General features: G+C 65.5%; 19 protein-coding genes and 1 tRNA gene. 8 read left to right on the top strand and 12 right to left on the bottom strand.

Features of this window, described 5'->3' with window-relative positions; all coding sequences use genetic code 11:
* Positions 1 to 14: 14 nt before the first annotated feature.
* From QZZ02_RS09910 to QZZ02_RS09895, 4 genes are all read right to left on the bottom strand, one after another.
* On the bottom strand, positions 15 to 2750 hold the full coding sequence (locus tag QZZ02_RS09910; RefSeq protein WP_291844037.1) for a PAS domain-containing sensor histidine kinase: 2736 nt from the start codon (positions 2748 to 2750) through the stop codon (positions 15 to 17).
* Positions 2751 to 2815: 65 nt separating this feature from the next.
* Positions 2816 to 3373 (bottom strand): response regulator, encoded by a 558-nt coding sequence (locus QZZ02_RS09905; RefSeq protein WP_291844036.1) that lies wholly within the window; start codon positions 3371 to 3373, stop codon positions 2816 to 2818.
* Positions 3374 to 3394: 21 nt separating this feature from the next.
* Positions 3395 to 4960 carry an EAL domain-containing protein gene (locus QZZ02_RS09900; protein WP_291844035.1) on the bottom strand — a complete coding sequence of 522 codons (1566 nt, stop codon included), beginning with the start codon at positions 4958 to 4960 and terminating at the stop codon, positions 3395 to 3397.
* Between the two features lie 75 nt (positions 4961 to 5035).
* Positions 5036 to 5587: a hypothetical protein gene (locus tag QZZ02_RS09895; RefSeq protein ID WP_291844034.1), complete on the bottom strand. Its 552-nt coding sequence runs from the start codon at positions 5585 to 5587 to the stop codon at positions 5036 to 5038.
* 157 nt (positions 5588 to 5744) lie between these two features.
* Between QZZ02_RS09895 and dusA the strand changes: the two genes are divergently transcribed.
* Both dusA and QZZ02_RS09885 read left to right on the top strand, forming a co-directional pair.
* Positions 5745 to 6740: a tRNA dihydrouridine(20/20a) synthase DusA gene (gene dusA, locus QZZ02_RS09890; RefSeq protein WP_291844033.1), complete on the top strand. Its 996-nt coding sequence runs from the start codon at positions 5745 to 5747 to the stop codon at positions 6738 to 6740.
* A complete protein-coding gene (locus QZZ02_RS09885) occupies positions 6741 to 7559 on the top strand; it encodes a sulfite exporter TauE/SafE family protein (RefSeq protein ID WP_291844031.1) in 819 nt (272 codons plus the stop codon).
* Positions 7560 to 7568: 9 nt separating this feature from the next.
* Here the strand turns inward: QZZ02_RS09885 and QZZ02_RS09880 are convergent, their stop codons facing one another.
* Positions 7569 to 8288, bottom strand: a complete 720-nt coding sequence (locus QZZ02_RS09880) for a TIGR02281 family clan AA aspartic protease (protein ID WP_291844030.1) — start codon at positions 8286 to 8288, stop codon at positions 7569 to 7571.
* A gap of 3 nt (positions 8289 to 8291) precedes the next feature.
* On the bottom strand, positions 8292 to 8519 hold the full coding sequence (locus tag QZZ02_RS09875) for a DUF1289 domain-containing protein (RefSeq protein WP_291844029.1): 228 nt from the start codon (positions 8517 to 8519) through the stop codon (positions 8292 to 8294).
* Positions 8520 to 8603: 84 nt separating this feature from the next.
* Between QZZ02_RS09875 and QZZ02_RS09870 the strand changes: the two genes are divergently transcribed.
* The gene (locus QZZ02_RS09870) at positions 8604 to 9884 is read left to right on the top strand and encodes a nucleoside transporter C-terminal domain-containing protein (RefSeq protein WP_291844028.1); all 1281 of its coding nucleotides are present in this window, start codon (positions 8604 to 8606) and stop codon (positions 9882 to 9884) included.
* Between the two features lie 347 nt (positions 9885 to 10231).
* Here QZZ02_RS09870 and QZZ02_RS09865 read toward each other — a convergent pair whose 3' ends face one another.
* Complete coding sequence (locus QZZ02_RS09865; protein WP_291844027.1) at positions 10232 to 10954, bottom strand: acyltransferase; 723 nt, start codon at positions 10952 to 10954, stop codon at positions 10232 to 10234.
* 144 nt (positions 10955 to 11098) lie between these two features.
* Between QZZ02_RS09865 and QZZ02_RS09860 the strand changes: the two genes are divergently transcribed.
* From QZZ02_RS09860 to QZZ02_RS09845, 4 genes are all read left to right on the top strand, one after another.
* Complete coding sequence (locus QZZ02_RS09860) at positions 11099 to 11536, top strand: PaaI family thioesterase (protein WP_291844026.1); 438 nt, start codon at positions 11099 to 11101, stop codon at positions 11534 to 11536.
* Between the two features lie 12 nt (positions 11537 to 11548).
* The gene (locus QZZ02_RS09855) at positions 11549 to 11821 is read left to right on the top strand and encodes a DUF3253 domain-containing protein (protein WP_291844025.1); all 273 of its coding nucleotides are present in this window, start codon (positions 11549 to 11551) and stop codon (positions 11819 to 11821) included.
* On the top strand, positions 11808 to 12398 hold the full coding sequence (locus QZZ02_RS09850; RefSeq protein ID WP_291844024.1) for a uracil-DNA glycosylase family protein: 591 nt from the start codon (positions 11808 to 11810) through the stop codon (positions 12396 to 12398). Before QZZ02_RS09855 ends, QZZ02_RS09850 begins: the two co-directional genes overlap by 14 nt.
* Before the next feature lie 119 nt (positions 12399 to 12517).
* Positions 12518 to 13591: a Glu/Leu/Phe/Val dehydrogenase dimerization domain-containing protein gene (locus QZZ02_RS09845; protein WP_291844023.1), complete on the top strand. Its 1074-nt coding sequence runs from the start codon at positions 12518 to 12520 to the stop codon at positions 13589 to 13591.
* A gap of 274 nt (positions 13592 to 13865) precedes the next feature.
* Here the strand turns inward: QZZ02_RS09845 and QZZ02_RS09840 are convergent, their stop codons facing one another.
* The 4 genes from QZZ02_RS09840 to QZZ02_RS09825 form a co-directional block, all read right to left on the bottom strand.
* Positions 13866 to 14897 (bottom strand): ABC transporter ATP-binding protein, encoded by a 1032-nt coding sequence (locus QZZ02_RS09840; protein WP_291844021.1) that lies wholly within the window; start codon positions 14895 to 14897, stop codon positions 13866 to 13868.
* Positions 14898 to 14922: 25 nt separating this feature from the next.
* Complete coding sequence (locus QZZ02_RS09835; RefSeq protein WP_291844019.1) at positions 14923 to 16545, bottom strand: iron ABC transporter permease; 1623 nt, start codon at positions 16543 to 16545, stop codon at positions 14923 to 14925.
* 2 nt (positions 16546 to 16547) lie between these two features.
* Positions 16548 to 17588 (bottom strand): extracellular solute-binding protein, encoded by a 1041-nt coding sequence (locus QZZ02_RS09830; RefSeq protein WP_291844017.1) that lies wholly within the window; start codon positions 17586 to 17588, stop codon positions 16548 to 16550.
* Between the two features lie 202 nt (positions 17589 to 17790).
* Positions 17791 to 17865: transfer RNA gene (locus QZZ02_RS09825), tRNA-Val, on the bottom strand.
* Positions 17866 to 18116: 251 nt separating this feature from the next.
* Here QZZ02_RS09825 and QZZ02_RS09820 point away from each other — a divergent pair.
* The gene (locus tag QZZ02_RS09820) at positions 18117 to 18335 is read left to right on the top strand and encodes a phosphoglycolate phosphatase (protein WP_291844016.1); all 219 of its coding nucleotides are present in this window, start codon (positions 18117 to 18119) and stop codon (positions 18333 to 18335) included.
* On the opposite strand, the gene QZZ02_RS09815 is transcribed toward QZZ02_RS09820, so the two are convergent.
* Positions 18336 to 19025: an HAD hydrolase-like protein gene (locus tag QZZ02_RS09815; protein WP_291844015.1), complete on the bottom strand. Its 690-nt coding sequence runs from the start codon at positions 19023 to 19025 to the stop codon at positions 18336 to 18338.
* Positions 19026 to 19078: the final 53 nt, after the last annotated feature.

The raw sequence follows: 19078 nt of genomic DNA, 5'->3' as shown, positions 1-19078 counted from the left end.
TGGCAGGGGTGACGTTACTCGCCGGCCGCGAAGCGGGCCGGTGTTGCGCTGTCGACGAATTCATCATCGGCGTCGAAGCTGTCCCCGCCCTGCAGCCCGGCTGACAGTCCCAGCGGCGCATGGGCGTCGAAGTTGTCGTCCGCCGGCGCGAAACCATCCTCATCCCCGCGCGGCGCCTTTTCGGAGACCCTGCGGCTCGCATCGCGCGGGATCGGCTGGTCCTGGCTGATCGGCAGCACGATGGAGACCGTCGTGCCTTCGCCGAGCGTCGATTCGATCGACAATGTGCCGCCATGCAGCTCGATCAGGGATTTCGACAGGGCGAGGCCGAGGCCGGAGCCCTGGAAGCTCTTGGAGTGCTGGCTTTCGATCTGCTCGAAGGGACGTCCCAGGCGCGGCAGGTCGTCCTTGGCAATGCCGATGCCGGTATCGGAGACCTGGAAGGCGACGCCGAGGCCGGACAGGAAGCCGCGCACTGTGACCCGTCCGCCTTCCGGCGTGAACTTCACCGCGTTGGAGACCAGGTTGATCATGATCTGCTTGAAGGCGCGCGGATCGACCTCGATCTCCGGCAGGTCAGAGACATCGGCACGCAGCTGCAGGCGCTTCTCCTCGGCCCGGCCACGCACGATGCGGATGCTTTGCTCGACCAGCTCGCTGGCATCGGTCGGCTCGGGCTGCAGCTGCATCTTGCCGGCCTCGATCTTGGACATGTCGAGAATGTCGTTGATCAGTTCCAAGAGGTGTTTGCCCGAGGACAGGATGTCCTTCATGTAGCCGACATAGCGGTCATCCCCGAGCGGGCCGAACATTTCCTGCATCATGATTTCGGAGAAACCGTTGATCGCGTTCAGCGGCGTGCGCAGCTCGTGGCTCATATTGGCGAGGAATTCGGACTTCGACCGGTTGGCTTCCTCGGCGCGGATCTTCTCTTCCTCGTATTTCTTGGCGAGATCGGCGATGCGGGCCTGCGAGCGCTTCACGTCATCGACGGTCTTGCGCAGCTGGGCCTCATTCTCGGTGAGGGCGGCTTCGTGATGCTTGAGATCGGAAATGTCGGCACCCACCGAGACCAGGCCGCCATCGGCGGTCGGGCGGTCGGAATAGTGCAGCCAGCGACCATTTGCGAGTTCGATCTCGTAGGCCACCTTGCTGTCGGTGCCGCCATGCACGGCCTTGATGGCGCGCGCTGCAGCCTGCTCGACGGCGGCATAGCTCATGCCGGGCTTGAGCATGCCCTCGGGAAAATCAAACAGGTCGCGGAACTTGCGGTTCCACAGGACCAGGCGCTGGCGGCTGTCCCAGAGCACAAAGCTTTCCGACATGGATTCCAGTGCCGCGCGCAGCCGGTTTTCGGCAGCAGCGACCCGGGCCTGGGCGCCCTTGCGTTCGGTGACGTCGATGGCGACGCCGACGATCCGGGTATGATTGGCCTCGCCGCCCGGCAGGATACGGCCGCGCATCTGCAGCCAGACCGGTGAGCGGGCGGCCAGGACCTCGTGATCGACCTCGGCGCCGGCGGGGGCGCCGCGCATGGCGGCGCGCAGTCGCTCGCGATCCGGCTTGGAGAAGAGTTGCAGGAATTGCTGCCCGTTGCACTCGATGGCCGCTTCAAGGCCAAGGATGCGGGCAAGCGAGTCGGTGACAAAGACCGTGTCGGCTTCCGGGTTCCAGTCCCAGACACCACAGCGTGCGCCTTCGATGGCGACGCGAAAGCGCTGTTCATTGTCTTCGAGCTGCTGCCGCGTGGATCGCAGCCGCCCCATTTGCATGAAGACCAGGGCACACAGGCCCAGCGCCACGAAGATCGGGGCGATGAACATCAGCCCGTAAAAGGAGATGGTGCGGTACCAAGCGCTCTGATTGATGCGCATGGCGCCCAGCGCGTAGACGCGCAATTCGGTTCCCGCGATCGGGGCCACGGCGAAGGTCACGCGCTCCTCGCCGAAACGCGCCTCCGATGTGGCACCGCCGCCGCCGCTCGCCAGCGTATCGATATACGCCGGCTGCAGGCCGAAACGCTCGGCCAGCTGGGTGCCGGCCCGGACGCTGGGCATGCGCGGGCGGATCGCCAGCATGCCGCCTTCGGAATCGGCCAGCGCCACAACGCGGTCATCGCCCCAGTCGGGCAGGGCGGTCTCGGTGCTCAGCCGGGCCACGAAGGCACCGACAGTGCCGTCGCTGAGCGGCGCCGGCACGGCCAGCACCAGATGGGCGATATTGCCGGACACATCGGCGGTCAGGCCGGACGGCGCATCAAGCGCGGCGCCCGCGAGCTCGCGCAAACCCTCGGCCGGGTCGCCATCGGCGATCACCTGGCCACCGGGCAGGAGGAGGGCGATGTCGGCGACCAGTTCCGATTCGCCGATCGCGGCGAGCCGGGCGCGGGCCAGGTCCTCGACCGCGCCGACCCGGGCATCGCGCAGGTCGGCGGCTGCGAAGGCGAGCGCATAGCGGGCCTCGGCGATGCGGGCGGTCACCCGTTCCGCCAGATAGCCGGCGGCATTGGCCTGGGACCGCTCCGCCTCGGTGATCAGGATCTCGCGCTCCTGCTGGATCTTGATCAGCAGGATGCCACCATAGGCCAGCGTGAACAGGACCATGGCGAGGATGATCCACATCACCCCGCTGGAGCGTTTGCTGGCCGGTTTCCGGGGATCAGGTTTGCGGTCGCGCGGGCGCGATCCCCCGGACGGGGATTTGATCGCCTTGTCGCTGGACAGGCGTTGCTCGAACCGCATCTGATTCATGGTCTCAAACTAAGGTGCGTCGCGGGCCTGTGTCGACCTGTGAGCGCGGGCTTGCAAACGGTAATCTAGGCCTCGCCGGCACCGGTCTCCGGCGCGTCCGTGGCCGCGTCGCTCTCGGCGGCCACCTTCTGGCGCGCCTTTCGGCGTTCCGCACCCTTGTAGGCCGGGCCTCCGGCATTGGCACGCCGCCGATCGGGACCGAAATAATTCTTGTTCCGGATGAAGGGTCTGGGCTCGTTGATTACCGAGGCGATCTTGGAAAACATCTCCTTGGCGGTGACCGGCTTGCAGCAGAATTCGGTGACCCCGGCATCGCGCGCAGCCATTACCTTGGATTTCTCCGAATAGGCACTCAGCATGATGATCGGCACAAGCGGATTGGGACTGTCATCGGCGGTCCGCACCAGGCGCACGAAGTCGAGCCCGTCGAGGATTTCCATCTGATAGTCGGTGATGATGATGTCGACCGAATCGGAGCGGACCAGGTCGAACGCGTCGGCCGGGTCTTTCGACTCGAATATCTGCTTGATGCCGAACCCGTGCAAAATGGTGCGCAGGATGGTCAGCATATAGCCGTTATCATCGACGATCAGAATTCGCACACGGCTGAAATCAACGGCCATGGTCTGCCTACCTCAGTTACGTCACGCCGCGTGCGACGCCTTACTCTTCAGGTTCTTGAGGGAGCTTAGCGGCACAGGCTTACCGAAATAGTAACCCTGCCCATAGGTCACACCGAAAGTCTTCAGTGCCTTTGCCTGGGCTTCGGTCTCGATCATCTCGGCGACCGTCGCCGCCCCGAGGCTGCGGCAGATATTGATCATGCCCTTGAGCAGGGTCGCATCGCGCTTGGAGCGTTCGAACTGCTTGACATAGCTGCCGTCGATCTTGACCACGTCGGCCGGGAAATCGCGTAGATAGTGGAAGCCGGCCGAGCCGGCCCCGAAATCGTCGAGGCAGACATCGTGGCCGCGCTCGCGGATTTTCTGGATCACGGCATTGGCGGCCTTGATATTGGTGACGGTCGCCGTCTCCGTCAGCTCGAAGCTGAGGCGGGAACGGTCGATCTTGAGATCCGCCAGCAGGGCCAGGAAACGCTTGCCCCAGGCCATGTTGGTCAGCGATTTTCCGGACAGGTTCACCGCCAGTGACGGCCGATCGAAATCGTCGCGCAGGAAGGTGGCGGCGATCTCGGTCATCGCGAAGTCGATCTCGTAAATCAGTCCGGTGTTCTCGGCAAAGCCGACACTGTCCTGCACCGGCTTGCCGCCGGGCAGACGCAGCAGGAGCTCGTAATGGTGGACCTCGCCGGTCTCCAGGTCGACGACCGGCTGGGCGTGCGGCTCGATCACACGTCCGGCAATAGTGGTCCGCAACTCCTTCATACGGCGCTCATTCTCCTGCATCATGCCTTCGGCAACTTCCTGCAGGCTGACGACGTCCAGGACGCGGTCGGACTGGGCAGCTTGATTGATGGCGTAGAGGAAGGCCTGGATGGCAACACTTGAATCGAGACTTGGCGCATCGGCTACGGAATCGATGCTGACAACGGCTTCGTCGAGGCCTGCATCGGCAAGGCTGCCTTCGATTTCCTTCCGGAGCCGCTCAAGGTCGAGCGTCCGGTCGTGGATCAGGGCGGTCCGCTCTTCGTCGACCTGGCGGGCGACACCGTCATCGCCGACGGCGAGCGCGCAGGAGGCGGCGACGGACTGATAGATCGCGGCTGCCCGCTCATGGCCGACCAGCCGGTCGAGCGCATCCCCGGCTTCAATCCGAAGCACCGACATGGCCATGTTTACGCCCGCGGACCGAGCCTTCTCGATCGCGCGCTCGGCGCTGCGCTCAAAGGCTTGCGGATCGAGTTCGTCCGGGGCGTGGAGGGCTTCGTAGGACAGGCTCCAGCGAATGCGGTCATCATCGCCCAGCATCCAGCCGCAAAGGCGGCATTCCCGGCCGCCGACGGCGATCCGGACCGGGCCGAGCCGACGTCCGGGCTTGAGGCGATGCATGGTCGCCTGGAAAACCGGTCGCGAGGTGCGGTCAAAACGCTTGGCGAGATCCTCGCCCGAGCCGGTCAATTGCGGCTCGCCCAGCGTGGCGACGGCACCGGCAGCATAGGTCACGCGACCCTTGCCATCTGTCTCGATCAGAATGTCGGCAGCGGCAAAGGCGAAGGACAGGAAACGGTTGCGTTGTTCGACCAGGGACATGGGATTCCACTCGTGTGCACAGGTCGCCCAGTGTCGACGGGCAATCGTTAGAACGCCCTTAAAATTTTAGGTAAATCAGGCAGCTGCCCGTCGGCTGCCGACTCCGCGCTTGCCTGGCTTGGTGTTGACGTCCTTGAGGACGTTCTCGGCCTGGCGCGAAAGCTCGGCCAAAGCGGGTGATAATTCACCCTCTTCGCCGGCCAGGGCCGCAAGGCGTTCGGCGATTTCCAGCAGGCGGGGGCTGTTGGCCAGGAGGCGGGCCTGGGCCTCGATACGGTGCGGGTCGCGGTCATACTCCGCTGCCGGCACGCGCCAGCCGCCCCAGTCCATCGCCTCGGTGACAACGACGGGGAAGGTGCCGGGGAAGGGATGCCCGGCGCATTCCTCGACGCTCTGCCATTTGTTCCTGGCGCGCAGGACACGCCAGTGACCCGCCTCGACATGGTCGGCCTGTTCGGCGGAGAGTTCTTCGGCGACAAAGTCGCGACCAAGCCCGCAATCATAGGCGATGCGGATCGGCTCCTCGACATCCTTCACCCAGTGCGGCTTGACCTGTTCGATCAATGCCCAGGTCCCTACCGGTCCGACAAAGACACGCTGATGCTTGTGAAAGACTGCCTTGGCCATGTGTCAAACTCCCTCGCCCCCGTCACACAACCATGTCCGCGTTTAAACCGGGTGAACGGAACAGACCGGATTTGAACGATCATCCGCACGGGCGCTGCGCCAACCGCTACGGGCGTGACGCGTTGCCCGACTGGCCTGCACAGGCTATGTGCGCGTCATGGATACGCCTTCGACCTTTTCGCGCCGGCTCTCGGTGGCTCCGATGATGGACTGGACGGACCGGCATTGCCGGGCCTTCCACCGTGTCCTCACGCGCAAGGCGCTGCTCTATACCGAGATGGCGGTCGACAAGGCGATCATCAATGGCGACACGGCACGCCTGATCGGCTTTGACGCCGCAGAGCAACCGGTTGCCATCCAGCTGGGCGGCTCCGACCCGGCCGAGCTCGCTGCCGCCGCCCGGACGGCGCAGGATTTCGGCTATTGCGAGGTCAATCTCAATGTCGGCTGTCCCTCCGATAGGGTCCAGTCCGGCCGTTTCGGCGCCTGCCTGATGCTCGAGCCGGAACTGGTCGCCGACTGTGTCCAGGCAATGCGCGAGGCGGTCGCCATCCCGGTTACCGTGAAATGCCGGATCGGGGTCGATGACCAGGACCCGCAAGCCGCGCTCTTCGCCCTGGTCGATGCCTGTGCGGCGCGCGGCGTCACGAGTTTTGCCGTGCATGCCCGCAAAGCCTGGCTCAACGGGCTCAGCCCGAAGGAAAACCGTACCATCCCGCCGCTCGACTATGATCTGGTGCGCCGTCTCAAGGCCGAGCGCCCGGAACTGGAAATCATCCTCAATGGCGGGCTGGAAGATCTGGGTCACGCGGTTCGCGAGAGCAGCGATCTCGATGGTGCCATGATCGGACGCGCCGCCTATCACACGCCGTGGATACTTGCCCGAGTCGACTCAACCCTATTCGGCGAAGCCGATCCGGTGGCGACCCGGTCACAGGCGCTGGACGCCTGCCGGCCCTATATCGCGGCCCATCTTGATGGCGGTGGCCGCCTGCATGACATCACCCGTCACATGCTCGGCCTGTATGCCGGCGAGCCCGGCGCGCGCCAGTGGCGGCGCATCCTGTCGGAGAAGGCCCCGCGCGCCGGCGCCGGGCTCGACGTAGTCGAGGAAGCGCAGGCGGCCGTGTCGCCGCGCGATGAGGCAGCCTGAATGACCGATATCTGGATTCTGGTCCTGGCGATGGCGGCGACGGGCGCCTCTGCCGGGCTGATCGCCGGCCTGTTCGGCATTGGCGGCGGCATCGTCATGGTGCCGGCCATGTTCTATGCCTTCCAGTTCCTCGGCTATGACGACCCGACCATCATGCAGGTTGCGGTCGGGACGTCGCTGGCAGTGATCATTGCCACCTCGCTGCGTTCGGTCTCGGCCCATGCCAAACGCGGCGCCGTCGATTTCGCGGTCCTGAAGGCCTGGGCGCCCTGGATCGTGATCGGCACGCTGATCGGCTCGCGCATCGCGCATATCCTGCCCGGCAACTTCCTGACCGGCCTGTTCGGCGCGATGGCGATCCTCCTGTCGGCGCAGTTCTTTTTCGGACGCCCTGACTGGCGCCTCGCCGACGACATGCCCGGCGGTCCCGTGCGCTGGGGGCTGGGCGGCTCGATCGGTATCCTTTCAGCCCTCATGGGGATTGGCGGCGGCGTGCTCGGGGTCACCCTGATGACGCTGTGTGGCAAACCGATCCACAAGGCGGTCGCGACCGCCGCCGGTTTCGGTGTGGCCATAGGCTTTCCCGGCGCGGTTGGCTTCATCGTCAATGGCTGGGGACAGGACGCCGTGCCGTATTCGCTCGGCTATGTGAACCTGCCCGGTTTTGCCCTGCTGGCCGGCTCGGCCTTCTTCGTTGCGCCGCTCGGTGCCAGGCTGGCGCACAGCCTGCCGGAGAAGACGCTCAAGCGCTGTTTCGCCGTTGGCCTGGTGGTCGTCGGTGTCATGCTGGTGCGCGAGGCCTGGCTGGCCGCCGGCTGACCGGAGCCGCTATTCTGAGCGCAGGACAAGCTGGTCGCGGCGAATCTCGATCACGTCGAAGCGTTCCAGTACGGTCATGCCGAGCAGGGACCGCTCGCCGCCACTCATCACCAGGGCCGGCACCCGCTCGAATGTGCGACCGGGCAGGTCGAGCGTGCGGATCTCGACCGCGGCAGCCATTGACCGGCCCGCCGCCGTCGAGGTCTGGATGCTGAATTCAAGCCGGTCGGTGCGGATGCCGACCCGGCGGGCATCGTCGAGGGTCAGCGCGACACCGGTCGCACCGGTATCGATCAGGAAATTGACTTCGGTCCCGTTGATTTCGGTGTCGATATAGAAATGCCCGTCGAACTGGCGCGCCAGCACGATGGCGCCATCATCCAGCTGCACCCCGCCCGGGCTGCGCCGGGCGCTGGCGGCTTCAACGGGGGCTGCGCCCCAGATGTCCTGATACTGCCAGTCCGCATAATCGCGATCGAGCACGGCGACGCTGCACGCCGCGGCGCTGATCGACACCCAGGCGATGAGGTTGCGGTGACGGGTCCGGTCCGGAGCGAGGGCTGAACCGGTGAGGGCGAGGCCCAGCAGGATCAGGATTGTTGTCATGAAAACCGTTCGCGCCAGCGGCTCGACCCCCTCCCACAGCGGCCAGCTGATCACGCGCAGGACGATCAGCGCAATGGCAAGGGCGAGGACCGGCAGAGCGGCGCGGGTGATCAGCTGGCGCATGACCTAGTCCTGCCGTGATTTGCGGGCCGCCTGATAGGCCGCTTCACGGCCGGGCAGGGCCGCCATGATCGCCGCGCGCTCATCATCGCTGTAACGTGTCCAGCGGCCCAGCTCTTCCATGGTGCGGAAGCAGCCGACACATAATTGTGCTTTGGGATCAACGAAGCAGACCTGCACGCAGGGCGTCCGGATCGGCGGTTTGTTGGGGGTCAGCGTCATGCGCTGCAGCATTTCGCGGGCCGGACGTTGAGGCAAGTGCTTGCAGCGGCTGGTGCGGGCGGAATAAGGTCCCGTTTTGACCGGCCGGGGACTTCCATGGATGATCTTATGCTGCAGGGGCGCAGCTTTGCGGGCCTGTTCCTTCTTGCGGGCATTGCCTGGCTCCTGGGACCGCGCAAGCGTCTTCCTGTCGTCTTGCTCGGCGGGGCCATCGGCCTGCAGCTGGTCATCGCCACCCTGCTGTACACGGTCGCGCCTTTCCGCGCCTTCCTGCAATCCCTGACCGGTGTTGTTGCCGTGCTGCAGGAAGTGACCAATGAGGGCGCGCAATTCGTCTTCGGTTATCTCGCTGGTGGCGCCATGCCCTTCGAGATCAATCCGGACGCGGCGGGCGGCACTTTCCTGTTTGCCTTCCAGGCGCTGCCCATGGTGATCGTGCTCTCGGCCCTGTCGGCCCTGTTGTGGCGCTGGCGGATCCTGGAAGTCCTGGTGCGGGCCTTTGCCTTTGCCTTCCAGCGTCTCTTGAACCTGTCCGGTTCGGCCAGCCTGGGCGCTGCGGCCAATATCTTCCTGGGCATGACGGAAAGCCCGGTTCTCATCCGGCCGCGCCTGCCCGACATGAGCCGCTCCGACCTTTTCCTGATCATGACGGTCGGCTTTTCCACCGTCGCCGGCTCGGTGATGGCGCTTTATGTCTCCCAGCTCTCCGGCATTATTGACGGTGCCGCCGGTCATATCTTCACCGCCTCGCTGATCTCGGTGCCCGCCGCCGTCCTGCTGTCGCGCCTGATGATGCCGGCCGAGCCCGTGACCCCGGAAGCCGAGGCCAAGGAAAAGGTGCCGACCCAGATCTACCATTCCTCCATGGATGCGCTGACCACCGGCGTGTCGGATGGCATGCGGCTTTATTTCAACATCATCTTCATGCTGCTGGTCTTCACCGCCCTGGTCGCCCTTTTGAACGTCATGCTGGGTCTTTTCCCGGACGTGTTCGGCGCCGCCCTCTCGGTCGACCGCATCCTGGGCTGGCTGTTTGCGCCCATCGTCTGGCTGGCCGGCGTGCCCTGGTCGGAAGCGACCCAGGCGGGCTCCCTGATGGGTCTCAAGACGGCGCTCAACGAGGTCTATGCCTATGACCGGCTGGCCCAGATCGGCGACGAGTTGTCCCCGCGCACCAGCCTGATCATGACCTATGCGCTGTGCGGCTTCGCCAATTTCTCCAGCGTCGGCATCCTCACGGGCGGCCTGGTCGCGATTGCGCCGTCGCGCCGCGAGGACATCCTCCAGCTGGCCCCGAAAGCGCTGATCTCGGGCACGTTGGCGACGCTGATGACAGGGGCAGCGATCGGGGTGCTGCCGCAGGGGCTGTTCGGGTAGGGGCAGGGTTCGCGCTGGCGCGCTTTATCAAGCTCATCCTCACCATTTTCCCGGCCGAAGCCCCGCGAAACCCGGCCGAGGCCCCGCGAAAGCGGAGCGGAGAGCCGGGACCTGCGAATCCATCCGGTCAGCAATGAGTCTCCCGTCGGTCCGGGATGGCGCGTTGCGCCTCCGGAAAAATGAGAAAAGCTGGGGAAGGCTTTCTTTTCTTCCCCACAGCGTGGGGAAGTGGGCCGGGGCGAAGCCTCGGCTCTATGGGGCGGCGCTTCAGCGCCGTGATGCCGCGCAAGGCACGTCACCCCTCCACCGCTTCGCGGTTTCCCTCCCCACGATGTGGGGGGAAAGCCTCAATCCCCGCGCGCCGGCCAGAGCCGGCTGCGCAGCCAGCCAATCGTCGAATTCCCTGCCAGTGACTGGCGGTAGGCCGTGTCCATGAAACGGTCGAGGCCTTCCGCATCCGCAAACAGGTCGGAGCGGGTCTTCATCGGGGCGTCGGGGTCGATGCGCTTGATGACACGGGCCGGATTGCCGGCGACGATGGTCCAGGGCTCGACGTCTTTTGTGACGACAGAGCGCGCACCGACCACCGAATGATCGCCAATGGTGACGCCCTTGCCGACAAAGGCGCCATCGCCGATCCAGACATTCCGGCCCAGTTTCACCGGTCTGAATTCCGGTTGCGGGTCGACGCGGTCATGGATGGAGTGCCAGTCGCAATCGGTGATCGTGACCTTGTTGGCGATCAGGCAGGCATCACCGATCTCGATCTCGCCAGCGGCGAGGATGCGCGTGCCGGGTGCCAGGAAGACATGATCGCCGAGGCTGATCCGCCCGGCCTGGGTCTGCGGCGACCACACCGTCAGGCGGACCTGGTCGGCCTTGTTGGCGATGATGTGGAGATACTCACCGGCGGTGATGTTGGGACCGAATACCTCGACCGCCCAGGGCTGGACGATCTTGGGGGCGAGGCCGATCTCGCTGAAATGCGGCCACAGGAAATGCCGCGCCCAGGCGTTCTCGAAGTTTTCCCAGGCCTGGTGCATCCAGTAGGGGCGGTGGTCGCGGCGCATGGGGTGATCCGTCTGGCTGGCGGCGTGTGGCTGTGAAGGCAGCTTGCAGCAAGGCGTTGCGGCAGCAAAGCTTTCGCCTGACATGAGACAATAAGGGAGTGGCCCTGTCTCGCCTGTGATGCAGGCGACAGGCCGGACGGATGGATGAGTTTGCACGTCTCCATGGATGCCGCGGCGGTGGCCGCCTATCTCGACGAGGTCTTCCCGCAATGGAACCAGGGCGGGATCCGGTTCGCGATCGAGCGGATCGAGCCCGGCCGGGCCATTGTCACCGCCGAGGCGCGGGCCGAGCATTTGCGACCGGGCGGGACCGTGTCCGGTCCGACCCTGTTCACCCTGGCCGACTTTGCCGCCTATGCCGTCATACTCGGTCATGTCGGCAAGCAGGCGCTGGCGGTGACGACCAATCTCAACATCAACTTCCTGCGCAAGGCGCCGCCCGGGCCGGTCACCGGACATTGCCGCCTGCTGAAACTGGGGTCGCGACTGGCGGTCACGGATTGTGATATCACCGCCGACGGTTCGGACGACTTGATCGCCCAGGCCAGTGCGACCTATTCCCTGCCGCCCAAGACCCGTTAAGGCTGAATCCTGATGACCGATACGCCCGAAACCGACCTGACAGGTCCAGACCCGATCGAGGACATTATCCTGGCGCTGGTCGCTGCCGCGCCGGAAAACCGGTCGATTTCCCCGGCCGACGTCGCCAAGGCGGTCGACCCGGAACGCTTCAATCGCAAGTTCGGCCATGTCCGTCAGGCCGCCATCCGGCTTGCCAAGGCCGGCAAGGTGACCATCCTGCGCAAGGGCAAGCCGGTCGAGGATCCCGAGACCTTCAAGGGTGTCTGGCGGATTGGCCGCGCCTGATCTCGACGCGCTGCTGGCGGATATCCGCGCCTGCCGGGTCTGCGCCGATGCCATGCCGCACGCGCCGCGCCCGGTCATCCAGGCCCATCCGGACGCCCGCATCCTGCTGGTCGGCCAGGCGCCGGGCACGCGGGTCCATGCCTCGGGCATGCCCTTCACCGATCCGTCCGGCGACCGGCTGCGTGAGTGGCTGCAAATGGACGAGGCGGATTTCTACGACCCGACCAGGCTCGCCATCGTGCCGATGGGGTTTTGTTTTCCCGGACTGGACGCCAGGGGCGGCGATCTGCCGCCGCGCCGGGAATGCGCGCCGCTCTGGCAGGCGAAAGTCCGTGAAAGCCTGCCCAATATCGGCCTGACGCTGTTGGTCGGCCAGTACGCCCAGCGCTTCTGGCTGGGTTCGCAGGCGCACAAGGCATTGACCGAAACCGTGCGCGATGCGGCCCGTTATGCGCCGGATTTTCTGCCGCTCCCGCACCCCTCGTGGCGAAATAGTGCCTGGTTGCGCAAAAACCCCTGGTTCGGGGAAATAATTCTCCCGATGCTGCGGTGCCGCATAAAAGAATTGTTACCGTGACCACGTTTCGGGGTGTTTTCGAGCGCTTGTGTGTTGCCCTCTGAAAGGGTATTCCGGCGCCCGAAATCGTGACCCCTCGCAAGGCGGTCGCAACAGCTGAACAAAAGGGTTTGCCGCTTATGAGTGTTCTCGAGCATCCGTCTTTCGACAATCACGAGAAAATTCTTTTCGCGACCGACGAGGTCACCGGGCTGAAAGCCGTCATCGGTGTCCACTCCACGGTCAGCGGTCCGGCCTGCGGCGGGTGCCGCATGTGGACCTATCCCAGCTCGGAGGCCGCCCTCGTGGACGTGCTGCGCCTGTCCCAGGGCATGAGCTACAAGAACATCATGGCCGATCTGCCGATCGGCGGCGGCAAGTCCGTCATCATGAAGCCGGAGGGCTCGTTTGACCGGCGCGCCCTGTTTGAAGCCTTCGGCCGCGCCGTGGACAGCCTCAATGGCCAGTACATCACGGCCGAGGATGTCGGCGTCAGCCCGGACGACATGATGGCCGTGCGCGCCTCGACCGAACACGTGGTCGGCCTGCCGGAAGGCAAGGCGGCCTCGGGTGACCCCTCGCCGGTGACCGCCGAGGGCGTGTTCCGCGGCCTGAAGGTCTGCGTCGAGCGTGGCCTGGGCAAGTCCGACCTCACCGGCGTCAAGGTCGCCATCCAGGGCGCGGCCGGCCATGTCGGCTCCTACCTGGCCGGTCACCTGCACAAGGCCGGTGCCGAGCTCTTCATCACCGACATCAACATGGATGGCCTGGAACGCCTCAAGGCGGAATATGGTGCAACCATCGTCGGTCTGGACGAGATCTACGACCAGGATGTCGACGTCTTCGCACCCTGTGCGCTGGGCGCCATCATCAATCCGGACACGATCGATCGCATCAAGGCGAAGATCATTGCCGGTGCCGCCAACAACCAGCTTGCCAGCCGCGAGATGGGCGCCGAGCTGCTCAAGCGCGGCATGATCTACGCGCCGGATTATGTCCTCAATGCCGGCGGCATCATCAATGTGATGGGCGAGATTGCCGGTGACTTCAATCCGGAATGGGTCAAGGGCAAGCTGATCGGTCTGGAAAAGACGCTCGGCGAAATCCTCGACCAGTCCGATGCCGAGGGTCGCCCCTCCAACCTCATCGCCGACGAGATCGCCCGTCAGCGCATCGAGGAAAAGCGCGCTGCGAAGCTGGGCAAGGCTGCGTAAGCCACGCCGCCAGTCACTGACACTGAAACGCCCCCGCCGGATGGTGGGGGCGTTTTGCTGTGTGTGGGTGAGTTTGGGTGAGTGAAAAGCGCGCTCGGGCGCAGCTTGATCCATAGATCACTTGTCAGCCAGCAGGCCGTCTTCGTTTCTTCACGGCAAGGGGCATGCCCGCAAAGCCGCGGCTTCGCCGCCCTTGACGTGAAGAAACGAAGACGGCGACCTCTCGGCAAGTGGTGTGTGGGTATCTGTGCGCCGAAGCGCGCATACGCTCCGGCTACCGCGACACAACCCGCACATAAGCCGGGTCCAGCGCGACGCTCACCCGGTCGCCCTCACGGATCGGCGAGGGCGCCGGCGTCTGCGCCGACCATTCTCCGCCGGCGCCGGCAAAGCGATGCATCAGGTGCGGCCCGGCAGAGCGGCGACGGGTGACGGTGAAGGGTGCCGCCTCATCAAGGCTCAGCGTAAAGGCGCGCGGGCGGATCAGGACCCAGACCGGCTGACCATCCTCAAACCCATTGGCGTCGACCGGGCCAAAGGGTGTCCCGGCCTGACCGCCAGCAACGCTCGCTTCGATGATCTCGACATCGCCCAGGAGTTTTGCCGCTGTCGCGCTGACCGGGCTCATCCACACCTCGTCCGGCGGACCGGTCTGGATGATGCGTCCGCCATCCATCAGGGCCAGCTCGTCGGCAACCGCCATCGCCTCCTCGGCATCATGGGTGACGATGAGCGCCGTCGTGCCGGCAGCGCGCAGCGTGTCGACCGTGCGTTCGCGCAGCTCGCCGCGCAGGCGCCGGTCAAGGCCGGAGAAAGGCTCGTCGAGCAGCACCACGGCCGGCTGCGGGGCGAGCGCGCGGGCGAGGGCCACACGCTGTTGCTCACCGCCCGAGAGCTCGTGCGGATAGGCCCTGGCCTTGTGACCCAGCTCGGCGGCCTCGAGTTGCGCCAGGGCGCGGGCCTGCTTGTCGGGGCCGGTGAGCCCGAAGGCAACATTGGCCAGCGCGGTCATGTGCGGGAAAAGCGCATAGTCCTGGAAGACCATGCCGACCCGGCGGGCTTCCGGCGGGACATGGGTGGCGGCGTCGTTCCAGACCGTGTCGCCGAGGCAGATCGTCCCCGCTTCAAGGCGTTCCAGTCCGGCGATGGCGCGCAGCAGGGTCGACTTGCCACTGCCCGACGGGCCCAGGAGTGCGGTAATGCGTCCGGCATGCAGGTCGAGATCAGCCCCCGCCAGCGCGGCGTGGTCGGCCCGGTAGCGACGCTCTGCCCCGCGAATGCTCAACACTGTACGCACGTCCGCCATGCAGCGTTCCCCCGGGGCGTGTGGACTATCGATCCGGTCTCGATAGGTAACGGGCCACGAAGATCATGGGAAGCAGGGCGACCAGCGGAATCAGGAGCGAGGGCAGGGCGGCCTCGCCCAGTCTTTCATCGGATGCGAAATTATGGGCGATGATCGCCAGCGTGTCGTAGTTGAACGGGCGCAGGATCATCGTTGCCGGCAATTCCTTGAGCACTTCGACAAAGACCAGCAGGCCGGCCGAGGTCACCCCGGCGGCAATCAGCGGCCAGTGGATATGCCACACTCGGCGCCGGCGGCCGGCTCCGAGTGTTCGCGCGGCTCCGTCCAGCGACGGTGTGACCTGCGCGAGCGCGGTCTCGGCCGGGCTGATGGCGGCGGCAGCAAAGCGCGACAGATAGGCAAAGACGAGGGCGCCGCCGGTGGCGGTCAAGAGGATCGGGAAGACATCGCCCGTCAGCGCGCGCCAGGCCGGGTCGAGCAGCGCCTGGGTGCCCGACAGGAGGGCAATCACCCCAACGGCCGCAACTGCACCCGGCACGGCATAACCCAGCCCGGCAGCGCGGGCGGCCAGGGTGGCGATGGCGGTGCGGCTGCGCAGGGCGTAGGCGGTGGCCAGGCCCAGTCCGGCAGCGAGCAGGGCGGTGATGGTGGCGAGGGTCAGCGAGTGCAGGCTGGCGGCCGCCAGGCCCGGCGCGGTGTCGGTGTGCAGTGCCAGCCAGGCGAGACGCCCGAGCGGGATGACCATGCCGAGCGCCAGCGGGATCAGGCAGGCGATGAGCGCAAGCAGGCTGCGTCCCGGATCAAGCTGAAGGCGCGGTGCCGGATTGTGCCGTCCGGCGGCATTGACGGTCCGGGCGCGGCTGCGCTGGGCCCGCTCGAGGCCAAAAACGAAGATGGCGATCACCACCAGGACCAGAGAAATGCGGGCCGCATCGACCAGCGAGCCGGCGCCGCTCCAGGCGCGGATCAGGCCGATCGACAGGGTCGGCGCACCCAGATGCGAGACGGTGCCGTAATCGGCCAGGCTTTCCATCACCACCAGCGCCAGACCGGCGGCGATCGCCGGCCGTGCCATCGGCAGGGAGGTACGCCAGAAGGCCGTCAACGGCCCGGCACCCAGCGTGCGGGCGGCGTTATAGGCGTCGGCGGACTGGCTGGAGAAGGTATTGCGGGCCAGCAGGTAGACGTAAGGATAGAGCACAAGGGCGAACATCAGGCCCGCCCCCCAGCTGCCGCGAATGGTCGGGAAGAGGCCGCCTGTGGCCGCATGCAGCGGGCCGCCCGCAGCGCTCAGATCGAGCCAGGCATAGGCGGCGACATAGGCCGGCACCGCGAGCGGCAGGATGAGAGCCCAGCCCAGCGTGCGGCGCCCGGCAAACTCGGTTCGCGCCATCAACCAGCCCAGCCCGGTGCCGATCAAGCCGGCGCCACCGGCCGCGATCAGGCCAACAACGGCCGATGTGACGAGATAGGTCGGCAGGCGTGTGTCGGCGAGATGGCGGAGATAGTCACCGGTCTCGCCGGACAGGCCGATCCAGACCACAGCCAGGATCGGCGCCGCGCACAGGATCGCGGCGAGGACGGCCAGGCTGGTGGCGCGCCCGGGCACAACATGGCCCGGGCTTCTGAAGGCGGCTGCCAGGCGCACGCCTACTGCCAGCCGACGCGGTCGAAGATGCGTTGCGCGGTCTCGTTATGGTCGCCGAGTTCTGAGACATTCAGATCATCTTCGACGAAGGGAAGCATGGCGGCCAGGGTCGGGTTTTCCCAGCTGACATCGGTGCGGACCGGAATTTCATTGGTCATCTCTGCAAAGGCACGCTGGGCCGTGTCAGAGAAGAAATACTCGATCAGGGCGCGGGCATTCTCCGGATGCGGGGCGTTCACGGCGATGCCGGCACCTGACACGTTCACATGGGCGCCCGTTGTCTCCTGGTTGGGGAAGAAGAGCGTCACCTGGCTGGCCGCCGCCCGGGCTGCCGGATCGTCGGAATTGACCATCATCGCATAGTAGTAGTGATTGGTGATCGCGACATCGCACTCGCCGGCCGCAATTCCGTTGATCTGGGTGCGGTCACCGCCCTGGGGCGCGCGCGCCATGTTGTCGACCACGCCCTGGGCCCAGGCCTGTGCCCCTTCCTCGCCGAGATGGGCGACCAGGGAGGCCAGCAGTGACTGGTTATAGGCATTGCCGCTGTCACGGACACAGATGCGGCCCTGCCATCGCGGATCAACCAGGTCCTCATAGCGGGTGATCTCACCCGGCTGGACGCGCGTGTTCGACCATGCAATCACGCGGGAGCGCTTGGCGAAGCTGACCCAATAGCCCTCCGGATCGATCAGATTGGCCGGCACGGTGTGGGTGAGGTCGGAAAAATCGGTCCGGGCGAACAGACCGGCCTCTTCTGCGCGGTGCAGGCGGGCGGCGTCGACGGTGATGATGACGTCGGCCGGGCTGCGCTCGCCATCGGCACGGACGCGTTCGATGAGCTGGTCGCCATTGGCCGATACCAGATTGACCTCGATGCCGGTCTCGGCGGTGAAGGCGGCATAGATCGCTTCATCGCTGGAATAGTGGCGCGCGCTGTAGACGTTGACGACACCGGCTGTGTCATTGTCCTCGGTGGCTGGCTGGGAGCAGGCGGCCAGTGCGGCGCTTGCGGCAAGTGCGAGGAATTTCACGGATTTCATGTCACACCCAATCTTGTTGATGTGGCAGTCATCTCATTAATGAGAATGCGTCGCAAGAAATCCCTGCAGGCGCGGCCTGCGCCATCGCGCCGCACGTGGACCTGATCGCGTGCGAACATCGGCCGGATCGGAAGAATCAACCTCTCGAGGCGGACTGCCCGGCGTCATTCTGACTTGTTCGGATGTGCCGGAAAGTTGGAAATGGTGGGCGATACTGGGATTGAACCAGTGACCCCCTCGGTGTGAACGAGGTGCTCTCCCGCTGAGCTAATCGCCCGGTGTTTCCGGAAAGCGACCGTATAAGCAGGCACTTCTAAGCGGTCAACTACGCGAGGAAGTTGAAGTGCAGATGCATCGCGCCCCAGGTGCGACAACTTGCCACACCGTCACGCACTCGTCATACGGCCGTCCTGCCTATATCAGCCTCCCCCAAGCTGGAACGCGGCCGACGTGGCCCGTCCCGTCAATCACCAGATTGGACGCAATTCCCGGCCGGGGGAAGCTTCGGTCGAGTAGGAGGTTTTGTTCATGAGTAATGATCTGTGCACGCCTGAAGGTGCGCGTCGTCTCAAATCGCGTATCGAAGCCTATTGGGCCGAGCGCGGCTATGATGTTTCCGTGGATCTCGTGGAAGCCGGCTTCATGCCTGCCATGCGTTCTGCCCGCACGGATGTGCGCTCGAATCTCGTCAACGGCATGCCGACCCGTGCTGCCAACGACGCAGGCCGCGAGCGTCGCACGGCCTGATCAGGTCGTGGCTCGCCACAATTCGGCGAGCGCCAGCGGTACATCGCTGAAAGCGTGAATGACCCGGCCGGCTCCCAAGGAGTCGGCCGGTCTTTCGCTGTAGCCATAGCTCATGACGATGCTTGGCAGACCGGCCGCTGCCGCAGACGCGACATCCGGCTCGCTGTCACCGACCAGGGCCGCCCGGCTGTAGCCGTCGCCCAGCGCATCGAGCAGATGATCCGCCGCCGGCTTTTTCGCGCGGGTCCGCTCCGGGCCGATGATGCGGTCGAAATACCCGCTCAATCCCAATTCCCCGATCAGCATGTCCGACAGCACCGATGGCTTGTTGGTGCACACCGACAGCCGGCTGCCCTGTGACCTGAGCCAGCCGAGGGTTGCCTCGACTCCGTCAAAGGCCCGGCTGTGGGCGGCGACGTCCTGGCGATAGATCTCGATGAACTCGGCGACGGCCTGATCGGCATTCTCGAACGCGCGGCCCTGGCTGGCGTGGGCGCGCTCAAGCAGGGCGCGCGCACCGCGCCCGACCATTGCCCGCACCGCGTGCAGCTCGACGGCGGCCAATCCGCGCGGAAGGATGACCGCATTGAGCGCGCGCAAAAGGTCCGGCGCCGTGTCGACCAGCGTGCCGTCCAGGTCAAAGGCGATCGCGGCATCGGCAAACAGGGCGGCGTCTCGGGAGTCGAGCATGAATTCAGGCCTTTGAACCGGCAAAGCAGGAGAAGCTAGGTTACGCGCACCGG

This window comes from Maricaulis sp., assembly GCF_015665295.1.
Taxonomy (GTDB): Bacteria; Pseudomonadota; Alphaproteobacteria; order Caulobacterales; family Maricaulaceae; genus Maricaulis.
This window is presented reverse-complemented; position numbering and strand designations above follow the sequence as displayed.